Source organism: Neobacillus mesonae, from assembly GCF_001636315.1.
GTDB classification, from domain to species: domain Bacteria; phylum Bacillota; class Bacilli; order Bacillales; family Cytobacillaceae; genus Neobacillus; species Neobacillus mesonae.
Window position 1 is genome coordinate 4,041,558 of sequence record NZ_KV440949.1, and the last position, 22,415, is coordinate 4,063,972.

The window sequence follows — 22,415 nt, forward strand, 5'->3', positions numbered from 1 at the left end:
ATGTATAATAATTCATTATTAAGCAATGCGTAGGAGTGAAAAAATTGAAAGCTGCAATTATCGGTGGAACAGGGTATGGGGCGATTGAGTTAATTAGGCTGATCAACCAGCATCCATATTTAGAGGTTGGTTCAGTAGTGTCGAACTCTCAAGCGGGAAACAATTTCAGTGAAAGCTATCCTCATTTAACACAAATTATAGAACAGCCATTAGAAACATTTGATGTGGAAGCAATTGCGAAAAATAATGATGTTGTATTCTTGGCTACTCCATCGGGTGTGAGCAGCAATCTTGTTCCACAGTTAATGGAGACAGGAATGAAATGTATTGACCTATCAGGCGATTTTCGGCTAAGGTCCTTGGAACAGTACGAGGCATGGTATAAAAGGACGCCGACCGATTATGAATATATCAAACAAGCAGTCTATGGTTTAAGTGAAATTTATCCGGAAACAATTAAAACAGCATCATTGATAGCGAATCCCGGCTGCTATCCAACAGCGGCGACACTTGGATTAATACCAATTTTAAAAACAGCGATTGCAGACATGGAATCGATTATCATTGACGCAAAATCCGGGGTATCCGGTGCGGGAAGAGGACTTTCCTTAATCTCACATTACGCTGAAATAAATGAAAATTTAAAAGCTTATAAACTAGGAGCCCATCAGCACATACCAGAAATCGAGCAGGTGCTCTCCGATGAGAGCGGCAATCCGACCACGGTTACCTTTACAACCCACCTGGTGCCGATGACCAGAGGGATTATGTGTACGATCTACCTAAAGTTAACGGAGACGATTTCAACAAAAGAAATTGTAAATGTATACAACGAATTTTATAAAGATAAACCGTTTGTCAGAGTCAGACCCGAAGGAACGATTCCGGCAACGAAAGAGGTGCTTGGCAGTAACTATTGCGATATTGGCCTCCATGTTGATGAAAGAACAAACCGGGTGACAATCATCTCAGTTATTGACAATCTTGTCAAAGGAGCCGCCGGACAGGCGATTCAAAATGCAAATATTATGTTTGGTTGGGATGAACGAAGCGGTCTTAACCTATTACCAATGTATCCATAAATAAAACCAACGAAGAAGTTGAAAAAGGGGGAAACAAAATTGGCACAGGCAACAACAAGCAAAGAGATTGTTATTTTAGAAGAGGAAAGTGTCACATTACCACAAGGGTTTACAGCAGGCGGTTTACATTGCGGTTTAAAACGAAAACGCCTTGACCTGGGCTATATTGTTTCAGAAGTACCGGCAACGGCTGCCGGTGTATATACGACTAACTTGTTCCAAGCGGCACCGCTTTTGGTCACACAGGAAAGTATAGCAAAAGAAAATAAAATTCAGGCTGTCATTGTCAATTCCGCTAACGCAAATGCCTGCACAGGCGAACAAGGGCTGAAGGATGCCTATGAAATACAGCATAACTTTGCCGGTGAACTTGGTGTTGAAGACCATCTGGTTGCGGTAACCTCAACAGGGGTCATCGGTGAACTGCTTCCAATGGAAAAAGTTAATAACGGAATCAAACAAATTTTAAATAAAGAGAATGAAGACGTAAATAATTTCCTTCAAGCAATCTTAACAACGGATTTAGCGGTTAAGCAAATCGGGGTGCAAATGAATATTGACGGTAAAACCGTCAGTATCGGCGGAGCGGCCAAAGGTTCCGGCATGATTCATCCAAACATGGCGACAATGCTCGGCTTTGTCACCACGGATGCAAATATTGCTTATGAAGATTTATCTGCAGCTTTAAAAGAAATTACAAACGAAACCTTTAATATGATTACGGTGGATGGCGATACAAGTACGAACGACATGGTGGTTGTCATGGCAAATGGTCTTGCGGGAAATAACCAGCTGACAAAGGACCATCCCGATTGGGAATTATTTAAATCGGGTTTGAAAATCGTGAGTGAGGCACTGGCGAAAAAAATCGCCCGCGATGGGGAAGGGGCTACAAAGCTGATTGAAGTAAAAGTGGATGGTGCCTTCAGTAAAGATGCCGCTAGAGCAGTCGGAAAGTCGATTATTTCATCCAATCTTGTCAAAACCGCGATCTATGGAACAGATGCCAACTGGGGCCGTATCATTACCGCTATCGGTTACAGCGGCGTACCTATTGAGCCATATGCCATTAAAGTTTCATTAGGCTCGATTCCGGTTTTTGAAAACGGCCTGCCGACTCCATTCAATGAAGAGGAAGCAAAACAATATTTAGAACAAGAAAATGTTCAAATCCTTGTTGAACTAAATCAAGGTGACGATTGTGCCACCGCCTGGGGATGCGACCTTACCTACGATTATGTCAAAATCAACGCATCCTATCGCACATAAGGGAGGAGCATTATGAAATACTTAGTGATTAAATGCGGCGGCAGCGTGTTAGAGAACCTGCCGCGGTCATTCTACGAAGATGTAATTGCTCTTCATCAATCAGGTGAGTGGACACCGATTATTGTCCATGGAGGCGGCCCTTTAATCAATCAATTATTAAAAAGCTTGAATGTGGAAACGAGCTTTGTCAACGGGCTCAGGGTCACGAATCAAGATGTATTAGATATCGTCGAGATGGTCTTAAGCGGCATGGTCAATAAGCAGGTGGTCCGGAATATTATTGAAGCCGGCGGAAACGCGATTGGCATCAGCGGGGTGGATGGCAGCCTGCTGCAGGCTGTTCCGACAGAAAATGCCAAACAGCTCGGATTTGTCGGTGATGTCGACAACGTAAACCTGAAGGTAATCGAAGGTGTGATCGAGCTGGGGTACATACCTGTCATATCACCAATCGGTATTGATGCAAGCGGTCAACGCTATAACATTAACGGTGATATTGCAGCGTCGGCCGTTGCCAAGGCATTGGGAGCCAATCTTTGCTTTATCAGCGATATTCCGGGGATCCTCGTCGAAAAAGACGGTGTAAAAACAAAAATTGATAAGGTATCAAAAGCCATTATTGAAGAAATGATTTCAAACCACACGATATACGGCGGAATGATTCCGAAAGTAAAGGCAGCCATTGACGGGCTTGTTCATAACATAAGTGAAGTAGCGATTATTAACGGATTTGAGAAAAATAGCTTAATAGATTATACGAACGGTAAAGACATTGGGACAAAAATTGTGTTAGAAGAGGGGATTGCGTGATGGTAAACAGTACTTCAGTTTCATCCATATCGCCGCTTATGGCTACATACAGCCGTTTTCCCGTCACGCTTGTAAGGGGAAAAGGCAGCTATGTTTGGGACGATCAAGGGAATAAATATTTGGATTTCACGGCGGGAATTGCGACTTGTAATCTTGGGCATGTTCCTGATGTGGTAAAAGAAAAACTGGAAGAACAGCTGCAAAATCTATGGCACTGTACCAACCTTTATCATATTCCAAATCAAGAAAAACTAGCTGAGTTGCTGACGGCGAACAGCTGCGGCGATCAAGTGTTTTTTTGTAACTCTGGTGCGGAAGCAAATGAAGCCGCAATTAAATTGGCAAGAAGATATGCGAATAAAGTAAAGGTGAACGCATCTTCAGAGGTTGTAACCTTTCAGCATTCATTCCATGGTAGAACATTAGCGACATTAACGGCAACAGCGCAGGAAAAAATTCAAAGCGGCTTTGCCCCGTTAATGCCTGGGTTTAGTTATTTGCCTTTTAATGACTTTGAAGCTCTAGATGTTCTAAAAACAAAGAAACCGGCAGCGGTTCTCCTAGAGCTTGTTCAAGGGGAAGGCGGAGTTATTCCGGCAAATCAAGAGTGGGTGCAGCAGCTTGCGAAGGTTTGTAAAGAAAATGGAATCCTGCTAATGATTGATGAAATTCAGACTGGGATGGGCAGAACCGGAACACTATTTGCCTATCAGCAATATGGGATCGAGCCGGATGTGATCAGTCTTGCAAAAGGACTTGGCTCTGGTTTTCCGATTGGCGCAATTATTGCTAAAGCTGAAGCAGCTAAAGGCTTTGAACCCGGCAGTCACGGAACTACATTTGGGGGCAATCCATTGGCGACAGCAGCTGGGACTGCAACGGTTTCTCATATAGTTGAAAGTGATGTGTTACAAAATGTAAATGAAATGGCTGCTTATTTAGACAAGCAGCTGGAAAGTTTGAAAAATAAATTTTCCATCATTAAGGACGTGCGCGGCAAGGGGCTGTTAAAAGGGCTGGTTGTCGAAATCAATGCGTTGGAAATTGTCCTAAAGGCAATTGCTAATCACCTGCTAATCTTAACGGCCGGTCAGAATATCGTTCGGATTCTTCCTCCGTTAAATGTTACAAAAGAGGAAATCAATGAATTTATTGATAAATTGGAAAAGGCATTCCAAAGTATAGAGAAAGGCGTGTGAGGATTGATGGAACAAGGATATCTTACTTTGGAAACTGGCGAAGTATTTGAAGGGGTACTAATTGGTGCGGAAAAGGATTCTCTTGGAGAGGTAGTCTTTAATACAAGTATGACCGGGTATCAGGAGATTATCACTGACCCTTCTTACGCCGGGCAAATTATCACCTTCTGCTACCCTATCATCGGAAACTATGGCGTCAATGCAGTGGATAATGAAAGCATTGATCCGGCCCTTTCAGGTGTGGTAATTGGGGATTTATGTGAAATGCCAAGCCATTTTCAGTCGATTGAAAAATTTTCCGATAAACTTAAATCTGCAGGAGTACCCGGCATTGCCGGTGTCGATACAAGACTTCTTGTCAAAACCATCCGCAGCCGCGGGACGGTAAAAGGGTATTTAGGTAAAACTAAAGGAACTGAATTTACAAATCAGGAAGAAAAATTTTGGGTAGATCAGGTGTCGGTAAAAAAGCCGCAATTTTTCAAAAATAACGGACCGCATGTCGTGTTAATCGATTTTGGCTATAAAAAGTCGATTCTAACAGCATTGTTGGCTGAAAACTGTTCGGTAACGATTGTTCCGTATCATACAACATTTGAGCAGGTTAAAGCGTTAAATCCTGAAGGTGTTCTCTTCAGTAACGGACCTGGGGATCCGATGGCACTGCAAAAATGGTTCCCGGAAATAAAAAAAATCAGCCAATACTTCCCAACATTAGGGATTTGCTTAGGACATCAGCTAATTGCTCTTGCTTACGGCGCGAAAACGGAGAAGCTTGCATACGGACATCGCGGCGGCAATCATCCGGTTAAAGAATTAAAGACTGGCAAAGTAAAAATGACTGCCCAGAATCACAGTTATGTTGTGAAGGACGAAAGTATTGATGCCAAGGTATTTGATGTGACATACCGCAATGTGAATGACCGCTCGATTGAGGGCTTAAAACATAAACACTACCCTGTTCAAACGGTACAATTCCATCCGGAAGCACATCCGGGACCAAGTGATACCGAATATATTCTAACAGGATTTGTTAAACAGATTGCATCATTGGGAGAGACACAGTATGCCGTTAAATAAAAATTTAAAAAAAGTACTCGTGATTGGGTCAGGTCCGATTGTTATCGGGCAGGCAGCAGAATTTGATTATGCCGGCACACAAGCATGCATTGCGTTAAAAGAAGAGGGACTTGAAGTGGTCCTTGTGAATAATAATCCGGCAACCATCATGACAGATGAGGCTGTCGCCGATAAGGTTTATATTGAACCGCTGAATGTGGAAACCATTGAAAAAATTATTCAAAAAGAAAAGCCTGATGGTGTAATTGGTACACTCGGCGGGCAGACTGGCTTGAATTTGACAGTTGAGCTTTTTGAACAAAGAATTCTTGAAAAATATAATGTGGAACTCCTAGGGACTTCGGTTGAGTCGATTAAGAACGGGGAAGACCGTGAGAGGTTTCGTAATTTAATGCTGACAATTGGCGAGCCAATTCCGGAATCAGCGATCATTCAAAGCTATGAGGAAGGCGTGCAATTCGTAAAAGAAATCGGCTTTCCAGTCATTATTCGCCCGGCATTTACGCTTGGAGGAGAAGGCGGCGGCTTTGCCTATAATGATGAAGAATTGGAAATGGTACTGAAAAAAGGTTTGGCTGCAAGCCCGATTCACCAAGTTCTTGTTGAAAAAAGCATCAAGGGCTGGAAGGAAATTGAATATGAGGTCATGAGAGACGCAAATGATACGTGCATTATCGTTTGCAATATGGAAAACATGGACCCAGTCGGTGTACATACTGGAGACTCCATTGTTGTTGCTCCATCGCAAACTTTAACAGATGTGCAATTTCAAATGCTCCGTGACGTTTCGATAAAAGTGATTCGTGAACTTGAAATAATTGGCGGCTGTAACATTCAGTTCGCACTGCATCCTGAATCAAACCAATATTACATTATTGAAGTCAACCCGCGGGTCAGTCGTTCATCCGCCTTGGCATCCAAAGCAACTGGTTACCCAATCGCCCGGATGGCTGCGAAATGTGCGGTTGGCTACCATTTAGATGAGATTGTTAACCCGATTACAGGCAATACGTACGCATCATTTGAACCAGCAATTGACTATATTGTCGTGAAACTGCCGCGGTTCCCCTTTGATAAGTTCCCTGAAGCAGACAGAACACTGGGAACACAGATGAAAGCAACAGGCGAAGTGATGGCAATTGACCGGACGTTTGAAGGGGCTCTTAATAAGGCGATCCGTTCAATGGAAATGAATGTTTATGGTATTTGCCGCAGCGTTCATCAATCATTAGCAGATGATGAGCTGCTTGCATTATTGGAAAAAGCCAATGATCAAAGGCTATTTGTAATTGCAGAGGCTTTTAAAAGAGGAGTTTCCATTGAGAAAGTTCATCAACTTACCGAGATTGATTTCTGGTTTTTACACAAAATCAATTCGCTTGTTACTTTGGAAAAGGAACTGGCTTCATACGAGTGGGATACTGTGCCTGAAACATTATTGAAACAGGCGAAAAAAATTAATATTGCCGACAAGCTGTTGGCGCAAATCTATGATGTGCCGGAAAAGTATGTAAGAAATAAATGGAAAGAACTCAACATAAAACCAGGATATAAAATGGTGGATACATGTTCGGCCGAGTTTGATGCAGTGACCCCTTACTATTATTCTACTTATCACGGCTATGATGAGGTCGATACAACAGACGCGAAAAAGATTCTTGTCATCGGCTCCGGACCAATCCGCATCGGCCAAGGGATTGAGTTTGACTATTGTTCGGTGCATGCGGCAAAAGCGATTAAGAAACATGGATATCAGGCTGTTGTCATCAATAACAATCCAGAGACGGTGAGCACTGATTACTCTGTTGCCGACCGCCTATACTTTGAACCACTCGCGGTGGAGGATGTCCTTCATGTAATTGAGAAAGAACAAGTTGAAGGGGTGCTGATTCAATTCGGCGGACAAACAGCGATTAACCTGGCGCGTGACCTTGAGGAAGAAGGCATCAAAATTTTAGGCACAACAGTCGATAATGTTGATCGCCTGGAGGACCGGAAAGAATTTTACCAGCTTCTTGAAGAATTAAAGATTCCACATATCGAAGGAAAAACAGTTAATCATCCGGAAGAATTGGTTGCCGCGGCTGCTGAATTAGGCTATCCAGTTCTTGTTAGACCTTCTTATGTCATCGGCGGCCAGGCGATGTTTACCATTTTTTCCGAACAGGAATTGTCGGACTATATCAAGCAGCTTGAACAGAATACTAATGAAAAAATGTGGCCATTATTGGTGGATAAGTATTTACCAGGTCTAGAGTGCGAGATTGATGTGATCAGCGATGGAGAGAACATTGTCGTTCCGGGAATCTTTGAACATATTGAAAAGGCGGGGGTTCACTCAGGGGACAGTATTTCCGTATTTCCGCCAATCTCTATGTCTAAGGAAATGAAAGCTGTTTTAATAGATTATGCAGAGAAAATTGCAAAAACTGCGCCTGTCATTGGAATGATGAATATCCAATTCGTTATTTACGATAACCAGGTGTATGTGTTAGAGGTTAATCCGCGTTCATCACGGACAGTGCCAATTATTAGCAAAGTTACCGGAATTTCGATGATTGAATTGGCAATCGCTGTTCAATTAGGCGATTCATTAGAGAAGTTGTGTGAAACAACAGGTTTACAGCCGGAACCAGCTTATTTTTCCGTCAAAGCACCGGTATTTTCTTCAGGCAAACTGAAGGGTGTCGATCATGTGCTTGGTCCGGAAATGAAGTCCACCGGCGAAGCGCTGGGAATGGGGTTAACGTACTTTGAGGCCCTTGATAAGGCGATGCCGGGTTTAGGAGTTAATCCTGAAGCAGACTATGTATTATGTTCGATTTCAGATCGGGAAAAAACTTTTAGTCTGCCAATTATCGGGGAACTTGCTAAGGATTATAAGATTGCCGCAACAGAAGGGACTGCTGTTTTTCTACAAAAAAGTGGGATTGCGGTAGAACAAATCTTAAGAGATGAAAATGATGTGAACGAACTGTTCCGAAACCAAGCTGTAAAAGCAGTTATTAATATCCCAAATCAAGGACGGAATAAATTAAAATTCGGTTTCCATATCCGTGAGCAGGCCATCCGCTATAAGGTGCCGGTGTTCACTCATTTTGATACGATTCAGACAATTATTGAAATGCAAAAGGGTACATTATCTGATATCAATGTTCGGACAGTAAGCGAATATTATAATACAGAAGAGAAAGGTGCGGTCCATGTTGGAAACAACTAAATTACACTTAAAACAAAAGGATTTCCTGCAGCTGGCGGATTTTACAAGTGAAGAAGTTCATTACCTGCTGGAAACGGCACAAGAAATGAAGGCACAGCAGAAACAAGGGATTCCACACCCACATTTGAGCGGAAAGGTGCTGGGGATGATTTTTGAAAAGTCATCCACCCGCACCAGGGTTTCCTTTGAGGTTGGCATGCTGCAGCTTGGCGGGCATGCGATCTTCTTAAGCTCAAAGGATATCCAGTTAGGAAGAGGAGAAAGCATATCCGATACGGCTAAGGTGCTATCACGTTATGTGGACGGAATCATGATTCGGACGTTCAGCCATGAATCCGTCGAGGAACTGGCAGAGCATGCAACGGTTCCGGTTATAAATGGCTTAACAGACTTGCAGCATCCAACGCAAGTGTTAGCAGATTTGTTGACCATCCTTGAGCATAAAGGAAAGCTTTCTGGCTTAAAGCTTAGCTATATTGGGGACGGGAATAATAATATGGCTCATTCTTTAATGGAAGGTGCCGTAAAAGTAGGAATGGACATCAGTATTGCCAGCCCTCCAGGCTACTTGCCAAATGGTAACATTACCGAAACGGCTATTGCAGCCGGCAATGAGACGGGGGCTTGTGTAGTGATTACAAATGATCCGGTCGAAGCAATTAAAGATGCCGATGTTGTCGTTACAGATGTTTGGACCAGCATGGGCCAGGAAGAGGAAACAGCAAAGCGCTTAAAGGATTTCGCCGCCTATCAGGTGAATCAGGAGCTTTGCCAGCATGCAAAGGCTGACTATCTCTTCTTACATTGCCTGCCTGCCCACCGCGGGGAGGAAGTAACGGCAGAAATTATTGATGGACCACATTCAGTTGTATTTGATGAAGCAGAAAACCGCTTACACGCTCAAAAAGCAATATTAAAAATATTACTCTCAAAATAGTATTTATTTTTTTGAAAATTAATGTATAATAATACTATTGAATGAATTTAAATACAAAACGAAAGAATGTAAGGAGCGTTAAACAACATGGCAAAAGAGAAAATCGTATTGGCCTACTCAGGCGGTTTAGATACATCTGTTTCAGTTAAATGGATTCAAGAAAAATATGGCTACGATGTTATTGCATTAGGTCTCGACGTTGGGGAAGGAAAGGATCTCGAAGCTATTAAAACAAAAGCATTAAACGTTGGAGCTATTAAAGCACATATCGTCGATGCAAAAGAAATGCTGGCAAAGGAATATATTTTACCAGCCTTAAAGGCAAATTGCTTGTATGAAGGGAAATATCCGCTTTCTTCCGCACTTTCCCGTCCGCTTATTTCAAAATTACTAGTGGACGTGGCAGAAAAAGAAGGCGCTGTAGCGGTGGCTCACGGATGTACTGGTAAAGGAAATGACCAGGTACGTTTTGAAGTTTCAATCCAGGCTTTGAACCCAGACATAAAAGTGATAGCACCTGTTCGTGAATGGGGCATGACACGTGACGAAGAAATTGCTTACGCTGAACAACACGGGATTCCTATTCCAGTAGATTTAGATAATCCATTCTCCATTGATGCCAACATCTGGGGACGTGCCTGCGAAGCTGGTGTACTCGAGGATCCATGGGCAGAAGCACCGGAAGCAGCCTATGATTGGACAAATCCAATTGAAAAAACACCAGATAAAGCAGAATATGTAGAAATCGAATTTGAACAGGGTGTTCCTGTTGCTCTTAACGGCGAAAAGCTGCAGCTTGTGGAGTTAATTGAAACGTTAAATGAGCTTGGCGGCAAGCACGGTGTCGGCCGTATCGACCACATCGAAAATAGATTAGTAGGGATTAAATCACGTGAAGTATATGAAAATCCGGCTGCACTGATTTTAATCAATGCCCATAAAGAATTAGAATTCTTAACATTACCACGTGAAGTAACTCAATTTAAAACACAAATTGACCAGCAAATGGCCAAAATTGTGTACGAAGGCCTTTGGTACTCACCATTAAAGGCAGCGCTTGACGCCTTTGTTGATGAAACACAAAAAGTGGTGTCAGGCACCATTCGCGTGAAGCTTCACAAAGGATCCCATACCGTTGTCGGACGTAAATCCGTACACAGCTTATATAATGAAGAGCTGGCTACTTATACAAAAGGTGACGCCTTCGATCACAATGCTGCAGTAGGATTCATTAAACTATGGGGTCTGCCAACAAAAGTATATTCCGAAGTGAACAAGAAAGAAACCGTACTTAAATAATTTGGGATGCCCCCGATAGACTTCGGGGGCACTCTGCTTGAAATAAGTTGTTAGGTGTCAGGCACCATGTGAAAAATTCACATGGTGCCTGACACCACAAAAAGTTTAGGGGGAGCAGCAATGTCAAAGCTATGGGGCGGACGTTTTACGAAGGAAACGAATAAGCTGGTTGAAGAATTTACGGCATCGATTTCTTTTGATCAGAAGCTGGCTAAGGAAGATATCGCCGGGAGCCTGGCACATGTGCATATGTTAGGTGAATGCGGGATTATTCCGAAAGATGATGCGGAAACCATCAAACATGGCCTGCTAAAAATCAGGGAGAAAGTGAACCGTAATGAAGTTGAGTTTTTAGTAGAAGATGAAGATATTCATATGAATATTGAAAAACTATTAATCGAACAAATCGGACCGGTTGGCGGTAAATTACATACAGGCCGCAGCCGAAACGACCAGGTCGCAACCGATATGCATCTTTATTTACGAACCAAAACAACCGAATTAATTAAATTGGTTGAAGACGTTCAGCAATCCATTATCAAGCAGGCAAAAGAGAATATTGAAACATTGATTCCAGGTTATACCCACCTGCAGCGGGCTCAGCCTGTATCCTTCGCCCATCACCTGATGGCGTATTTTTGGATGTTCGAGCGTGATAAAGAAAGATTAATAGATTCTTTAAAACGGATCAACTGGTTGCCGCTAGGTTCCGGGGCATTGGCTGGGACCACTTTCCCGATTAACAGAGAAAAAGTTGCAGAGTTACTGGGATTTCAAACGATTTATCCAAACAGTATGGATGCCGTCAGTGATCGTGATTTTATCCTGGAATTCCTCTCCATTGGTTCAATCATCATGACGCACATTTCACGTTTGTCGGAAGAAATGGTCCTTTGGTCAAGCCAGGAATTTCAATTTATTGAACTTGATGATTCTTTCTGTACCGGTTCTAGCATTATGCCGCAAAAGAAAAATCCGGACGTCCCAGAGCTTCTACGTGGGAAAACAGGACGCGCATACGGCAATTTAATCGGCTTGTTAACAGTGCTAAAGGGACTGCCGCTTGCTTATAACAAAGATCTACAGGAAGATAAAGAAGGCATGTTTGATACGGCGGAAACTTTAGAAGGATCACTCAAGCTTTTGGCCCCAATGATTGAAACGATGACGGTCAATAAAGATGTCATGCGTAAGGCCATCAATAATGATTTTTCGAATGCCACTGATATTGCTGATTATCTCGTTCGCAAAGGCTTGCCGTTCCGTGAAGCCCATGAGGTGATTGGGAAAATTGTTTTATATTCAATCCAGTCCAACAAATTTTTGCTAGATTTAAGCATGGAAGAATACAAGCAGTTCAGCGATTTATTTGAAGACGACATTTATGAAGTACTGGCTCCGGAACATGTTGTTGCAGTCCGTAACAGCTTTGGCGGCACTTCGCCGGAACAAGTGAAGCTGCAAATCAAGCTTGCTGAGGGGAAACTTACAAAATAGAATTCAGGCCCGCCGATTTAGGCGGGCTATTTTCATCCCCTAGCAGCAAAATTCTTGCCGTTCATACTACTTTTTTTACTCTCTATTTTATATCGGTCAATTAATTTGTATAAATTACTAAAATATTAGATAATTTAATGGAAAATAGGATTTGGAGGTTAGATATGAAACTAAGAGTATCTGTCGTGCAGTATCATTTGCATACGATTCAATCATTTGAAGAATTCGCCGCTCAATGTGAGCATTATATAAAAACCGCTGAAGAGTTTGGGGCTGAATTTGTCCTCTTTCCGGAATTTTTTACAACCCAGCTGCTTTCCATCGGCAACGGGCATGGGCAAAGCCTGACCATCAATGATCTTCCCAGCTTTACTGAACAATACCGCGAACTGTTTTCTAATTTTGCCAAACAAACGAAGCTGCATATTATTGCCGGAACACATGTCATTGAAAAGAACGGCAAGCTCTATAATACCGCGCATTTATTTTACCCGGATGGGCGCATCGGCGAGCAGGCTAAGCTGCATATTACCCCGACTGAAGTGAATGAGTGGAATATGGCCGCAGGGGATTCGTTTCAAATTTTTGAAACTGAAAAAGGAAAAATTGCTCTCCTGACTTGCTATGATATTGAATTTCCGGAAATTGTCCGGATGGCGAAAGCTAAGGGTGCTGACGTGATATTCTGTCCTTCCTGCACCGACGACCGCCACGGTTTCCACCGTGTTCGCTACACGAGTCATGCCCGTGCCATCGAAAATCAAGTATATGTAGTCTTAACTGGAACTGTCGGGGCGCTTCCTACGGTGGACTTCATGCGCGCTAATTTTGGCCAGGCGGCTATTATTACGCCAAACGATATTCCGTTCCCGCCAAAAGGTATTTTAGTAGAGGGCGAAATCAATAACGATATGGTTGTCACAGCCGACCTCGATTTAGAACTTTTATATGAGGTGCGTGAGCGCGGCTCCGTTACAACATGGCGTGACCGCAGAACTGATTTGTATGTCGATTGGGAAAAATAATTTTTCAAAAAAGGGAAGTGGGAATGTGTATCGTAGTGAATTCTATGTATATGACCAGGACCGGCCTCTTCTGGTATGCATTCGCAGCTATACGAAGGCTGATTTTGATCAGCTTATTGAGATTCAATCCGAATGCTTTCCGCCCCCTTTTCCTGAGGACCTGTGGTGGAATGAGGAACAATTGACCAATCATGTGACGCTTTTTCCCGAGGGTGCATTATGTGTGGAAATTGACGGCAAGTTAGCCGGATCGCTCACTGGGCTATGCGTGAATTTTAATCCGAATGATGCCAGCCATACATGGGAAGAAATTACCGACCACGGTTACATCAGGAATCATGACCCTAACGGAAATACACTTTATATTGTCGATATCAGCGTCCGCCCGAAATATCGTAAATTAGGACTGGGCAAGCTGATGATGCAGGCGATGTACCATGTAGTGATTGAAAAAGGCTATGACCGCTTGCTTGGCGGCGGGCGTATGCCCGGCTACCATAAAGCGGCTGATAAAATGACACCTGAACAGTACTTGACGGCCATTATAAATGGGGAGATGAAGGATCCTGTCATCAGCTTTTTGCTCCGCTGCGGCCGGGTGCCGTTAGAAATTGCACAAAACTATCTTGAAGATGAAGAATCGCATAACAATGCAGTATTAATGGAATGGAAAAATCCATTTAAATAAGAAATGCAGAAGTTACCGTTTAGCGACGTATACTAGTCGCTGGGAGCTGGAGCTGGACAATTTTCAAAGGAGGCTTACATAGAAATGGAATACAAACGTATTACAAGTATTGACGATCCAAACTTTAAAAAGCTTCATGACTTAATGGGACAAATTTTCCCTCCGGAGGAAGTGCTAGAATATAAGCTTTGGAAAGAACCCTTGGAAGACCCAGGGATCCGCGTTTTTGTTGCTGTCCACGGCGATAAAGTTGTAGGGGCAACAGAATATCGCTACTATCCAGACTGGAATATTGCGATGACGGATTTCACGATTATCAGCCAGCATGGTCTTGGTCTTGGACGCTATTTGGCACAAAATCGTTTAAAGGATTTAAATCAACTTGCGAAAGAAAATGGTAAAGTGCTCTTCGGGATGTTCGCTGAAATTTATGATCCATATCGGGTCGAGCATCATGAATTTGGCGGCGTCAAAGTCATGGATCCATATGTTCGCCGTGAAGTTTTGTCCCATTTAGGCTATAAACGACTGGATCTAGCCTATGTTCATCCATCATGGGAAAACTCGGGCGAAGCAGTCAGCGGGCTCGATTTATGCTTCATGCCTTCAGATGAAGATCTCGAGGTGCTGCCGGCACCGCTTGTAAAGGAATTCTTAACAACTTATTATTCCGTTTTATCCAATAAGCCACAGGAATGGCTTGATATGATTGACACTATTGCAGCAAGGGAAACAATTGAATTATTACCGCTTTAATGAAAGAAACTATTGACATTATCGGTAGTTTCAGTTAATATTTTCTATAATTATTGGAAAATTAATAAAAGTTTAATATAAAACTCTTATCCAGAGCGGCGGAGGGACTAGGCCCTGTGAAGCCCGGCAACCTTCAAGGTGATCCTTGAAAAGGTGCTAATTCCTGCAGATCTTTTTTAGATCTGAAAGATAAGAGGAGGAATAAAAAACCTCTTCTTATCGAAGAGGTTTTTTATTTTTATAAAGGGGTGAAATGCTGGATGTCAATTATTAAGGTAGCCATTTTAGGCTTTGGAACGGTTGGTGAAGGGGTATACCGGACAATCCAATCGCACGCAGCTGAATTTACTGCTGTTCTTGGAAAAAAGGTGGAAGTAGCCGCCATTTTAATTAAAAATAAGCATAAGAAAAGGGATGTAGGTGAAGAGGTTCTTCTAACAACGGATTTTGATGAAATCCTCGGGCTCCCCCAGCTTGATGTGGTAATTGAAGCCATCGTCGACAAAGAGCCCACCTTCACTTTTTTGAAAAAAGCCATTGCACGCGGCTGTCATATCATAACAGCCAATAAAGAAATGTTTGCCCACCATGGAAAAGAATTGCTTGATTTAGCGAAGAAAAACAATGTATCAGTTGGCTATGAAGCGACGGTTGCGGGCGGGATTCCAGTCATTCAAACACTTAGACAGCTTCTAAAAATTAATCGTGTTTCGCTTATTCAAGGTATTTTAAATGGTACATCTAACTTTATTCTTTCTGAAATGCGAGAAAAAAAGCAGTCCTTTGCAGAAAGTTTGTGTCAGGCACAGGAAAACGGTTATGCCGAAGCCGACCCAACTAATGATATTGAGGGCTTCGATGCCTTTTATAAGGCAATGATTCTAAGCAGAATTGCTTTCGGCGAAGAACCGGAATGGCGGGATGTTGAACGGCAGGGAATTACATCGATTACGAGCGAATTAATTGCGGCAGCGGAAAAATCGGAGCTCCGGTTTAAACATGTGGCGAGTATCAGCCGGGAAGACGGTTACATTATTGCGTCTGTAAAACCGGTCTTGGTGGGTAATGAGAATCCCTTCTATCATGTTGAAGGGGTAGAGAATGCAGTCAATGTTCACTCCGATATTGTCGGCAGAATAACGCTGCAGGGGCCAGGAGCAGGAATGTTTCCAACCGCCAGTGCGATGATTGAGGATTTGGTCTATGTATGTCAAAGCCGTCCGGCTGAACGTAATGCTGTTAAAACTACGGCTGAATGTATCGGGTCATCTAAAACCGTGGAACAAAAGGAATACTGGCTAGTCCAAGGACTTGCCGAAAGTTCGGGTGTGACTTTGGTGGAAGAGGTCTCTGAAGGGATTCTTCTTATCGAAGCTGCTAAAAAAGATTTAGATGTGCTTGCTGCACAACAACCGGGAATTTGTTATTTTTCCATTCTTGGTGAAATCGATTTGTCGGTTTTAAATAAGGCAGCCGTTACCGTTATTTAGCGTTTATGAGAACGGCAAGTGAATGATTTTGGTTTGTCCAGTCCTCATGAAGGGGTTATTGGAACAAAGAGCCGAAGATTTGAGTCCGTACTGTCCTCATGAAGCGTTTATGAGAACAGAGAGCTAATGATTTGGGCCGAAACTGTCCTCATGAAGCGTTTATGAGAACAGAGAGCTAATGATTTGAGTCAGAACTGTCCTCATGAAGCGTTTATGAGAACAGAGAGCTAATGATTTGAGTCAGAACTGTCCTCATGAAGCGTTTATGAGAACAGAGAGCGGAGGATTTGGGTCGGAACTGTCCTCATGAAGCGTTTATGGGAACGGCAAGCGAAAGATTTGGGTCAAAAACTGTCCTCATGAAGCGTTTATGAGAACAGAGAGCTAATGATTTGGGCCGAAACTGTCCTCATGAAGCGTTTATGAGAACAGAGAGCTAATGATTTGGGCCGAAACTGTCCCCATGAAGCGTTTATGAGAACAGAGAGCTAATGATTTGAGTCAGAACTGTCCTCATGAAGCGTTTATGAGAACAGAGAGCTAATGATTTGAGTCAGAACTGTCCTCATGAAGCGTTTATGAGAACAGAGAGCTAAAGATTTGGGTCGGAACTGTCCTCATGAAGCGTTTATGAGAACAGAGAGCTAATGATTTGGGTCGAAACTGTCCACATGAGATCCTATATAGTATTAACCATCCTTAAAACAAGGAGCATCCGACATAAGGGTGCTCTTTTTTATCCAGAATTTTATCCACTTCAAAAGTCCTATATTATAAAGTGTTCCACAGACTTATCCACATTATCCACAGGTTGTTTGCGTTAAGTTGTTAACATCTAGAGACTTCCTGGGAACCAAGTCATATCAGTATTTTTATAAGTCTGTCCACAACAACCACAATATCCGCAAAAAACGACAAAAAATGATGAAATCATTAAGTTCACAATCTATTCAAATTTCTAACATTTAAATGTTAAGAAACTGTGAAAGCCGTTGTTTTTGTATGAAAGGGAGCGTATATTAAAAGTGTAGAGAAGATAGTGAAAAAACTCACAAACTTCGCTACATGAAACAGCTGGCTGATCAATTCATATCAAAAATATAATCATTTGGAGATGATTGTGATGAGATGGTACAAAACCCCTATCGCAGCGGTTGTTTGGACAGTTTTACGGATTTATCTTGGCTATCAGTGGGTAACAGCAGGTTTTGGAAAAATAACAGGCGGGTTCGACGCTGGCGGCTTCCTTAAAGGGGCACTTGCCAATGCAGCCGGGGAACATCCAGCAGTGCAAGCGTGGTATGCAGATTTCTTACAACAATTCGCGATTCCTAACGTTGATATTTTTAACGTATTGATTCCTTGGGGCGAGCTGTTAGTCGGTATTGGCTTAATCGTTGGTTTAGCTACTATTCCAGCATTACTTGCCGGAGCCTTTATGAACTTGAACTTTATGCTTGCAGGTACAACTAGCACCAACCCAATCCTATATACAATTGCCATGATCCTATTATTCGCAGGCGCAGGTGCTTACTACTTCGGACTAGACCGATTCGCAGTACCTTATATAAAAGGCTTTTTCAAAAAAGAGCAGGCAAAAACGGTAACCCATTAACTCCTATAATAGATTGAAGAAGCAGGATAAAAATTCGCCTGCTTCTTTTTTTGATGTCTATTTTTTACGGCTTCTTACCCGCTGATTGGCAGCATTTGCTCTTGCTTGTGCCTCAAGATCCGCTTGGTCTGCTATTTCTTGAGAAAATTCTACATCATTGCCGTCAGATTTCATGTTTTTTGGCACCTGTGGAAGAGATGCCTTGTTTTTATCGCGTGATCTTTGTCCGCGTGAACGACCCATTAGTGAAAACCCCTTTCATGTTAACTAATGAGAACCGAAAAGGCCCCGTTATTAGCTTTTACATTTTAAGAAGGTTCATGAATGGGAAAAACTTTCATATGGCTAAGTGATGAAAAGGAGCATTTCACAAGAAGTGTTTTCCGCAAGTAATGATTCCCATCGCAAGTAACGACACATTATCCGCGACTAAAAAAAACGACTCCTATAAAAGAGTCGCTGTAAAATTTAGAGCTTCGTATTCCGATCTGTAAATCCGCCGGCACGATCCGCCATTTTAAAATCGCGCTGATATAACACCTCTTGTGTGCTAGTTAATGAATATTTGCCTTTGCCTAAATCCTTTTTCTTCTTTCCACCCATCATGCTCATTCCTTTCAACAGTATTTGTTAATCGAATTAAAAAGCATGGTACAATATGTACTCAAAATCATTTTTGCCTTTAAGGCCCGGAAAGATACCGAATTTCACAAAAATATATTTTTGTAACAATTTTGCCTTGGAGAATATGGTAAAGTAGTGTTGAGGTGAGGACATGGCCATTATTACGAAAATCACCACGCAGCAGAAAAATCAGGACCGTTACAATGTTTTCATGGATTATGGCAAGGGCGAGGAATTTGCCTTTAGTGTTGATAGTGATGTATTAATCAAATTTCAATTAAAAAAAGGAATGGAGCTTGATGAGTTTTCCTTAGTGGAAATTCAATATCAGGATGACATCCGCAAGGCGTACAATTCAGCCGTTCAATTCCTGGCAAGAAGGATTCGCTCGGAAAAAGAAATCAGGGATCATCTCAGTAAAAAAGAATTCGAAGAACCCGCTATTCATGAGGTTATTCATAAATTAAATGGACAAAAGTATATCAATGATTCGGAATTTGCCAATGCCTTTGTGAGGACGATGGCCAATACAACCGATAAGGGACCGGATATCATTAAGCTTGAATTAAAAGAAAAAGGAATTGCGGAAGGAATAATTCATGCCGCCTTAACAGAATTCCCTAAAGAGCAGCAAATTGACAAAGCTGTAAAACTGGGGGAAAAGTTTTTCAAAAAGCCTTCAAAGGATTCTTTGAAAATTCAAAAGCAAAAGCTCGAGCAGCAGCTGCTCCGCAAAGGATATTCATTTGAAGTCATTCAAATCGTCCTCCAGGAAACGGTAACTGATGACCGTGACGAAGAACTGGATGCTATTAGGCATCAAGGGGAAAAGGTCCACCGGAAGTACGCACAATATACAGGATTTGAGTATGTGCAAAAGATGAAGCAGGCATTATATCGCAAGGGCTTTTCAATAGAATTGATTGAAAAATATTTATCAGAACAGGAAAAATCATGACGCCGCCGTCATGATTTTTTATTTTCAATAATAATTTCGTCCTGATTGATTTTTTCGATAATGATTTCTGCCACTTCTTTTGCCGACATTAACCTGGAAGGATCTTTCACATAGTCGCTTTCAGCCCAGAACGGTGTATCCATGCCGCCCATATAAACAGCATTAAATTGAATATTGCTGTAGGCATATTCCTTCTGCAGACTTTCGGTAAAGCCTCTGACAGCAAATTTGCTGGCACAATATCCTGCTTCATGTACCTTCCCGCGCAGGCCAGCAGTAGAAATAATATTCATGACCCGGCCTTCGCCTTGTTTTTCCAGCAGTGGTAATACTGCTTTCGTCATCAGAATCGTTCCTAAAACATTTGTTTCCAGCATTTCGCGGATTTCTTGTTCACTAATTTCCTGAAATGGACCAAAATGTCCTACACCAGCATTATTAATTAAGCCATAAACGGAATATTTATCGGTAATTTCATTTGTTTTTTTCGAAATCTCTTCACTGCTGCGAATATCAAGAGTGAGAATATCAGCCCTGCCGCCGTTTTCTTCAATTTCTATTTTTGCTGCCGTTAATGTATTAGCATTTCTACCGGTTAGCAGCAGGTGATACCCTTTTTGAGCAAATAACAAGGCTAATTCCTTGCCCAAACCAGTACCTCCGCCAGTAACAATAATCGTTTTCATCATATTATCCCCTTTATTAATTTGATAAAAGAAATTATACTAAAATAAAGCGATAAATGGGAGTGAATCGAATGCAGCAGGAGAGACGCTATAGTGAAATGACGGAACAAGAATTATGGCAGGAAATTGCTTCCCTTAAAGAAAAAGCACGGAAGGCAGAGCAATTGGGGATCATTAATGAGTTTGCCGTTTTAGAGAGAAAAGTTCAAATGGCGCGTGCCTATTTATTGGATCCTAATCAATTTACAGCCGGGGAAATTTACGAGATTGACGGCGCCCCCGGGGAGTTTTTCAAAATTGATTATATGAATGGTGTGTTTGCCTGGGGCTATCGATTAAGCGGTGATGGCAAAGAAGAAGCACTGCCAATTTCGTTATTAGGCAAACGTAAATAAATTGGGACAAACCAGAGAACGATTTCTCTGGCTTGTCTTTTTCTACGAAATTATTTCCAAACCTGCGGCGATTCATCATCGCGTTCGCCGGATGCCCGCATCCGTTCTTGTGGATGTGTATTGATGGTGCCGTCCGCTCTGGTTGATGCATATTCCGCTTTCGCCCGCGGTTCTCCTTCTAGTTTGTTATTATTTTGATTAGGGAAATTGCGCTCTTTATTTCTCATGTTGTACCTCCAAGAAAGGGAATGAGAACATGGTAAGCATCGCCTTTTGCCATGCTTACCATGTTAAGTTAGTATTTGCATTATATTTTTTACTTATGTTAAAAAGAAAATGGCAACGGGGTGTTTGGATGAACGATTATCATGAACGGTTAGCAAAATTACTGCTTGAAAAAAATGATCACCTTTCCTATTATCAAGCACGCACATGGGTTGAATTACTATGGGAGGATTTTGAAACGACCTATGCAAGAGCCGGCGAGGAATACATGGGAAGCGATATGACAGAGAAAATCGTCAAGCAATGGATTGAAAATTATGGGGAGAAGCTCCATGAATTTAACGCCACAAATCCAAAATATAAGCATTTTCTTGAACAGGACAAGAATACTTTGCATTAAAAAAAAGCGGTGACAGAAATGTCGCCGCTTTTGGCTGTGCATATTGATTTCCGCTCCAATCTCCCTATATACGGGCTATAATTTTCTAATCCTTGTTATCCTGGGATAACTCCTAGTTTTTTACGTAATTTTTTCTCGCTGAAGACCCAGCCAGTATAAGATTTGATAGGTTTTAAACCGCGGTCTAATTGAACTACTGCCACAAATGGATAATGTCCGTTACTTCGGTACCGTAAATCAATAAACCTGACTTCATAATAATCATCATATTCATCGACTTCCCAGCGATAAACAGGTGAAAAGGCAAGGAACGCGGAAATATTATGATCCTTTTTAGCTGCCTCAATCACCGGTGTATTTGGTACAGGGATGCGTTTAAAGCGATCGAGAATTTCCACTTTGCCGTCCACCGAGCTGCCAACGAAAAAGATGTGTTCATTCATGGCAGCAATCCGCCATTGATGAAATCTCATTGTTGGAGCAACGATGATTTCCGTAGCATCAGGAATAAGTACTCTTACTTCCATTAATACCCGCTTTCTGGTCTGATATCGCTTGATATAATAGGCAATGACGATAAAATACATGACTAGAAATGTGAATCCAGGGTGTGCTCCCATAATCCAAGCGATAATTCCCAAACAGTGAATCGCGAAAATAAACGGATCAAACGTATTAATCCAACCCAAAGCTACCCACTTGGAGTTAAATGGACGAAGCGCTTGAGTACCGTAAGCATTAAAAATGTCAACAAAGACATGGATGAAAACGGCAGCAAAGGTCCAAGCCCATAAATGTAACAGGTTCGCCCCTGAAAAAAACGGATAAATCACAGCCGTAAGCAAGAGCGGCCATAAAATCACCGCGGGCATAGAGTGGGTAATTCCCCGATGATTCCGAATGTAAATGGCGTTATTCCTTAATTTCAGGATAGTATCTATATCTGGTATTTGCGATCCGGCAATAGTTGCAATCAACACGCTGGTTGTCGTAACATGGCTGCTCGCGACAGCTGGATCAAGTGTTGCCAGCCCGCCAAGTGCAATGCCCATTACAACATGTGTTCCAGTATCCAAACGGAAAGCCTCCTCAATATTCTTGTCAAAACTGACAAAGTGAATTATCGTATAACGAGTTACTTATTATTATATACCCTTTTC

22 protein-coding genes and 1 riboswitch are annotated in these 22,415 nt (G+C 42.1%); of the genes, 17 read left to right on the plus strand and 5 right to left on the minus strand.

The window, feature by feature from the left end; translation table 11 throughout:
• The first annotated feature begins 44 nt into the window (after window positions 1–44).
• From argC to A6749_RS18830, 14 genes are all read left to right on the plus strand, one after another.
• Entirely contained in the window at window positions 45–1,082 is a 1,038-nt protein-coding gene (gene argC / locus A6749_RS18765) for an N-acetyl-gamma-glutamyl-phosphate reductase (RefSeq protein ID WP_084797898.1), read from the plus strand.
• A 39-nt stretch (window positions 1,083–1,121) separates the two neighbouring features.
• Complete coding sequence (gene argJ / locus A6749_RS18770; protein WP_066393965.1) at window positions 1,122–2,351, plus strand: bifunctional ornithine acetyltransferase/N-acetylglutamate synthase; 1,230 nt, start codon at window positions 1,122–1,124, stop codon at window positions 2,349–2,351.
• Window positions 2,352–2,363: 12 nt separating this feature from the next.
• Window positions 2,364–3,161, plus strand: a complete 798-nt coding sequence (argB, locus tag A6749_RS18775; protein ID WP_084797899.1) for an acetylglutamate kinase — start codon at window positions 2,364–2,366, stop codon at window positions 3,159–3,161.
• On the plus strand, window positions 3,161–4,360 hold the full coding sequence (locus tag A6749_RS18780; protein WP_066393970.1) for an acetylornithine transaminase: 1,200 nt from the start codon (window positions 3,161–3,163) through the stop codon (window positions 4,358–4,360). The genes argB and A6749_RS18780 overlap by 1 nt, the downstream gene beginning before the upstream one ends.
• A 6-nt stretch (window positions 4,361–4,366) precedes the next feature.
• Window positions 4,367–5,440, plus strand: coding sequence for a carbamoyl phosphate synthase small subunit (locus A6749_RS18785; RefSeq protein WP_066393978.1), 1,074 nt, complete (start codon window positions 4,367–4,369; stop codon window positions 5,438–5,440).
• Window positions 5,427–8,660 (plus strand): carbamoyl-phosphate synthase (glutamine-hydrolyzing) large subunit, encoded by a 3,234-nt coding sequence (carB, locus tag A6749_RS18790; protein ID WP_066393982.1) that lies wholly within the window; start codon window positions 5,427–5,429, stop codon window positions 8,658–8,660. Before A6749_RS18785 ends, carB begins: the two co-directional genes overlap by 14 nt.
• Complete coding sequence (argF, locus tag A6749_RS18795) at window positions 8,644–9,597, plus strand: ornithine carbamoyltransferase (protein WP_066393985.1); 954 nt, start codon at window positions 8,644–8,646, stop codon at window positions 9,595–9,597. Before carB ends, argF begins: the two co-directional genes overlap by 17 nt.
• Before the next feature lie 87 nt (window positions 9,598–9,684).
• Entirely contained in the window at window positions 9,685–10,896 is a 1,212-nt protein-coding gene (locus A6749_RS18800) for an argininosuccinate synthase (RefSeq protein WP_066393988.1), read from the plus strand.
• Window positions 10,897–11,016: 120 nt separating this feature from the next.
• Window positions 11,017–12,393: an argininosuccinate lyase gene (gene argH, locus A6749_RS18805; protein WP_066393991.1), complete on the plus strand. Its 1,377-nt coding sequence runs from the start codon at window positions 11,017–11,019 to the stop codon at window positions 12,391–12,393.
• A 164-nt stretch (window positions 12,394–12,557) separates the two neighbouring features.
• Entirely contained in the window at window positions 12,558–13,418 is an 861-nt protein-coding gene (locus A6749_RS18810) for a carbon-nitrogen hydrolase family protein (protein ID WP_066393999.1), read from the plus strand.
• Window positions 13,419–13,443: 25 nt separating this feature from the next.
• On the plus strand, window positions 13,444–14,106 hold the full coding sequence (locus A6749_RS18815; protein WP_236719702.1) for a GNAT family N-acetyltransferase: 663 nt from the start codon (window positions 13,444–13,446) through the stop codon (window positions 14,104–14,106).
• 84 nt (window positions 14,107–14,190) lie between these two features.
• Window positions 14,191–14,862 carry a GNAT family N-acetyltransferase gene (locus A6749_RS18820; RefSeq protein WP_066394005.1) on the plus strand — a complete coding sequence of 224 codons (672 nt, stop codon included), beginning with the start codon at window positions 14,191–14,193 and terminating at the stop codon, window positions 14,860–14,862.
• An 83-nt stretch (window positions 14,863–14,945) separates the two neighbouring features.
• A riboswitch (SAM riboswitch) is annotated at window positions 14,946–15,058 on the plus strand.
• 64 nt (window positions 15,059–15,122) lie between these two features.
• Window positions 15,123–16,352, plus strand: a complete 1,230-nt coding sequence (locus A6749_RS18825; RefSeq protein WP_066394008.1) for a homoserine dehydrogenase — start codon at window positions 15,123–15,125, stop codon at window positions 16,350–16,352.
• Between the two features lie 1,123 nt (window positions 16,353–17,475).
• On the plus strand, window positions 17,476–17,967 hold the full coding sequence (locus A6749_RS18830) for a DoxX family protein (RefSeq protein WP_066394015.1): 492 nt from the start codon (window positions 17,476–17,478) through the stop codon (window positions 17,965–17,967).
• Between the two features lie 57 nt (window positions 17,968–18,024).
• Here A6749_RS18830 and A6749_RS18835 read toward each other — a convergent pair whose 3' ends face one another.
• Window positions 18,025–18,210, minus strand: coding sequence for a YfhD family protein (locus A6749_RS18835; RefSeq protein WP_066394021.1), 186 nt, complete (start codon window positions 18,208–18,210; stop codon window positions 18,025–18,027).
• Window positions 18,211–18,435: 225 nt separating this feature from the next.
• Window positions 18,436–18,570, minus strand: coding sequence for a YfhE family protein (locus tag A6749_RS27775; protein ID WP_084797900.1), 135 nt, complete (start codon window positions 18,568–18,570; stop codon window positions 18,436–18,438).
• Window positions 18,571–18,742: 172 nt separating this feature from the next.
• On the opposite strand from A6749_RS27775, the gene recX reads away from it, so the two are divergent.
• Window positions 18,743–19,549 (plus strand): recombination regulator RecX, encoded by an 807-nt coding sequence (gene recX, locus A6749_RS18840; RefSeq protein ID WP_066394023.1) that lies wholly within the window; start codon window positions 18,743–18,745, stop codon window positions 19,547–19,549.
• Between the two features lie 8 nt (window positions 19,550–19,557).
• On the opposite strand, the gene A6749_RS18845 is transcribed toward recX, so the two are convergent.
• Window positions 19,558–20,235: an SDR family NAD(P)-dependent oxidoreductase gene (locus A6749_RS18845; RefSeq protein ID WP_066394028.1), complete on the minus strand. Its 678-nt coding sequence runs from the start codon at window positions 20,233–20,235 to the stop codon at window positions 19,558–19,560.
• A 71-nt stretch (window positions 20,236–20,306) separates the two neighbouring features.
• Here A6749_RS18845 and A6749_RS18850 point away from each other — a divergent pair, with 71 nt between their 5' ends.
• Window positions 20,307–20,630, plus strand: a complete 324-nt coding sequence (locus A6749_RS18850) for a YfhH family protein (protein ID WP_066394034.1) — start codon at window positions 20,307–20,309, stop codon at window positions 20,628–20,630.
• A gap of 50 nt (window positions 20,631–20,680) precedes the next feature.
• Here the strand turns inward: A6749_RS18850 and A6749_RS18855 are convergent, their stop codons facing one another.
• Window positions 20,681–20,857, minus strand: a complete 177-nt coding sequence (locus tag A6749_RS18855) for a small, acid-soluble spore protein K (protein ID WP_066394043.1) — start codon at window positions 20,855–20,857, stop codon at window positions 20,681–20,683.
• 128 nt (window positions 20,858–20,985) lie between these two features.
• On the opposite strand from A6749_RS18855, the gene A6749_RS18860 reads away from it, so the two are divergent.
• Window positions 20,986–21,255: a YfhJ family protein gene (locus A6749_RS18860; protein WP_066401053.1), complete on the plus strand. Its 270-nt coding sequence runs from the start codon at window positions 20,986–20,988 to the stop codon at window positions 21,253–21,255.
• Window positions 21,256–21,350: 95 nt separating this feature from the next.
• Here the strand turns inward: A6749_RS18860 and A6749_RS18865 are convergent, their stop codons facing one another.
• Window positions 21,351–22,331: a metal-dependent hydrolase gene (locus A6749_RS18865; protein ID WP_066394052.1), complete on the minus strand. Its 981-nt coding sequence runs from the start codon at window positions 22,329–22,331 to the stop codon at window positions 21,351–21,353.
• Between the last annotated feature and the right edge of the window lie 84 nt (window positions 22,332–22,415).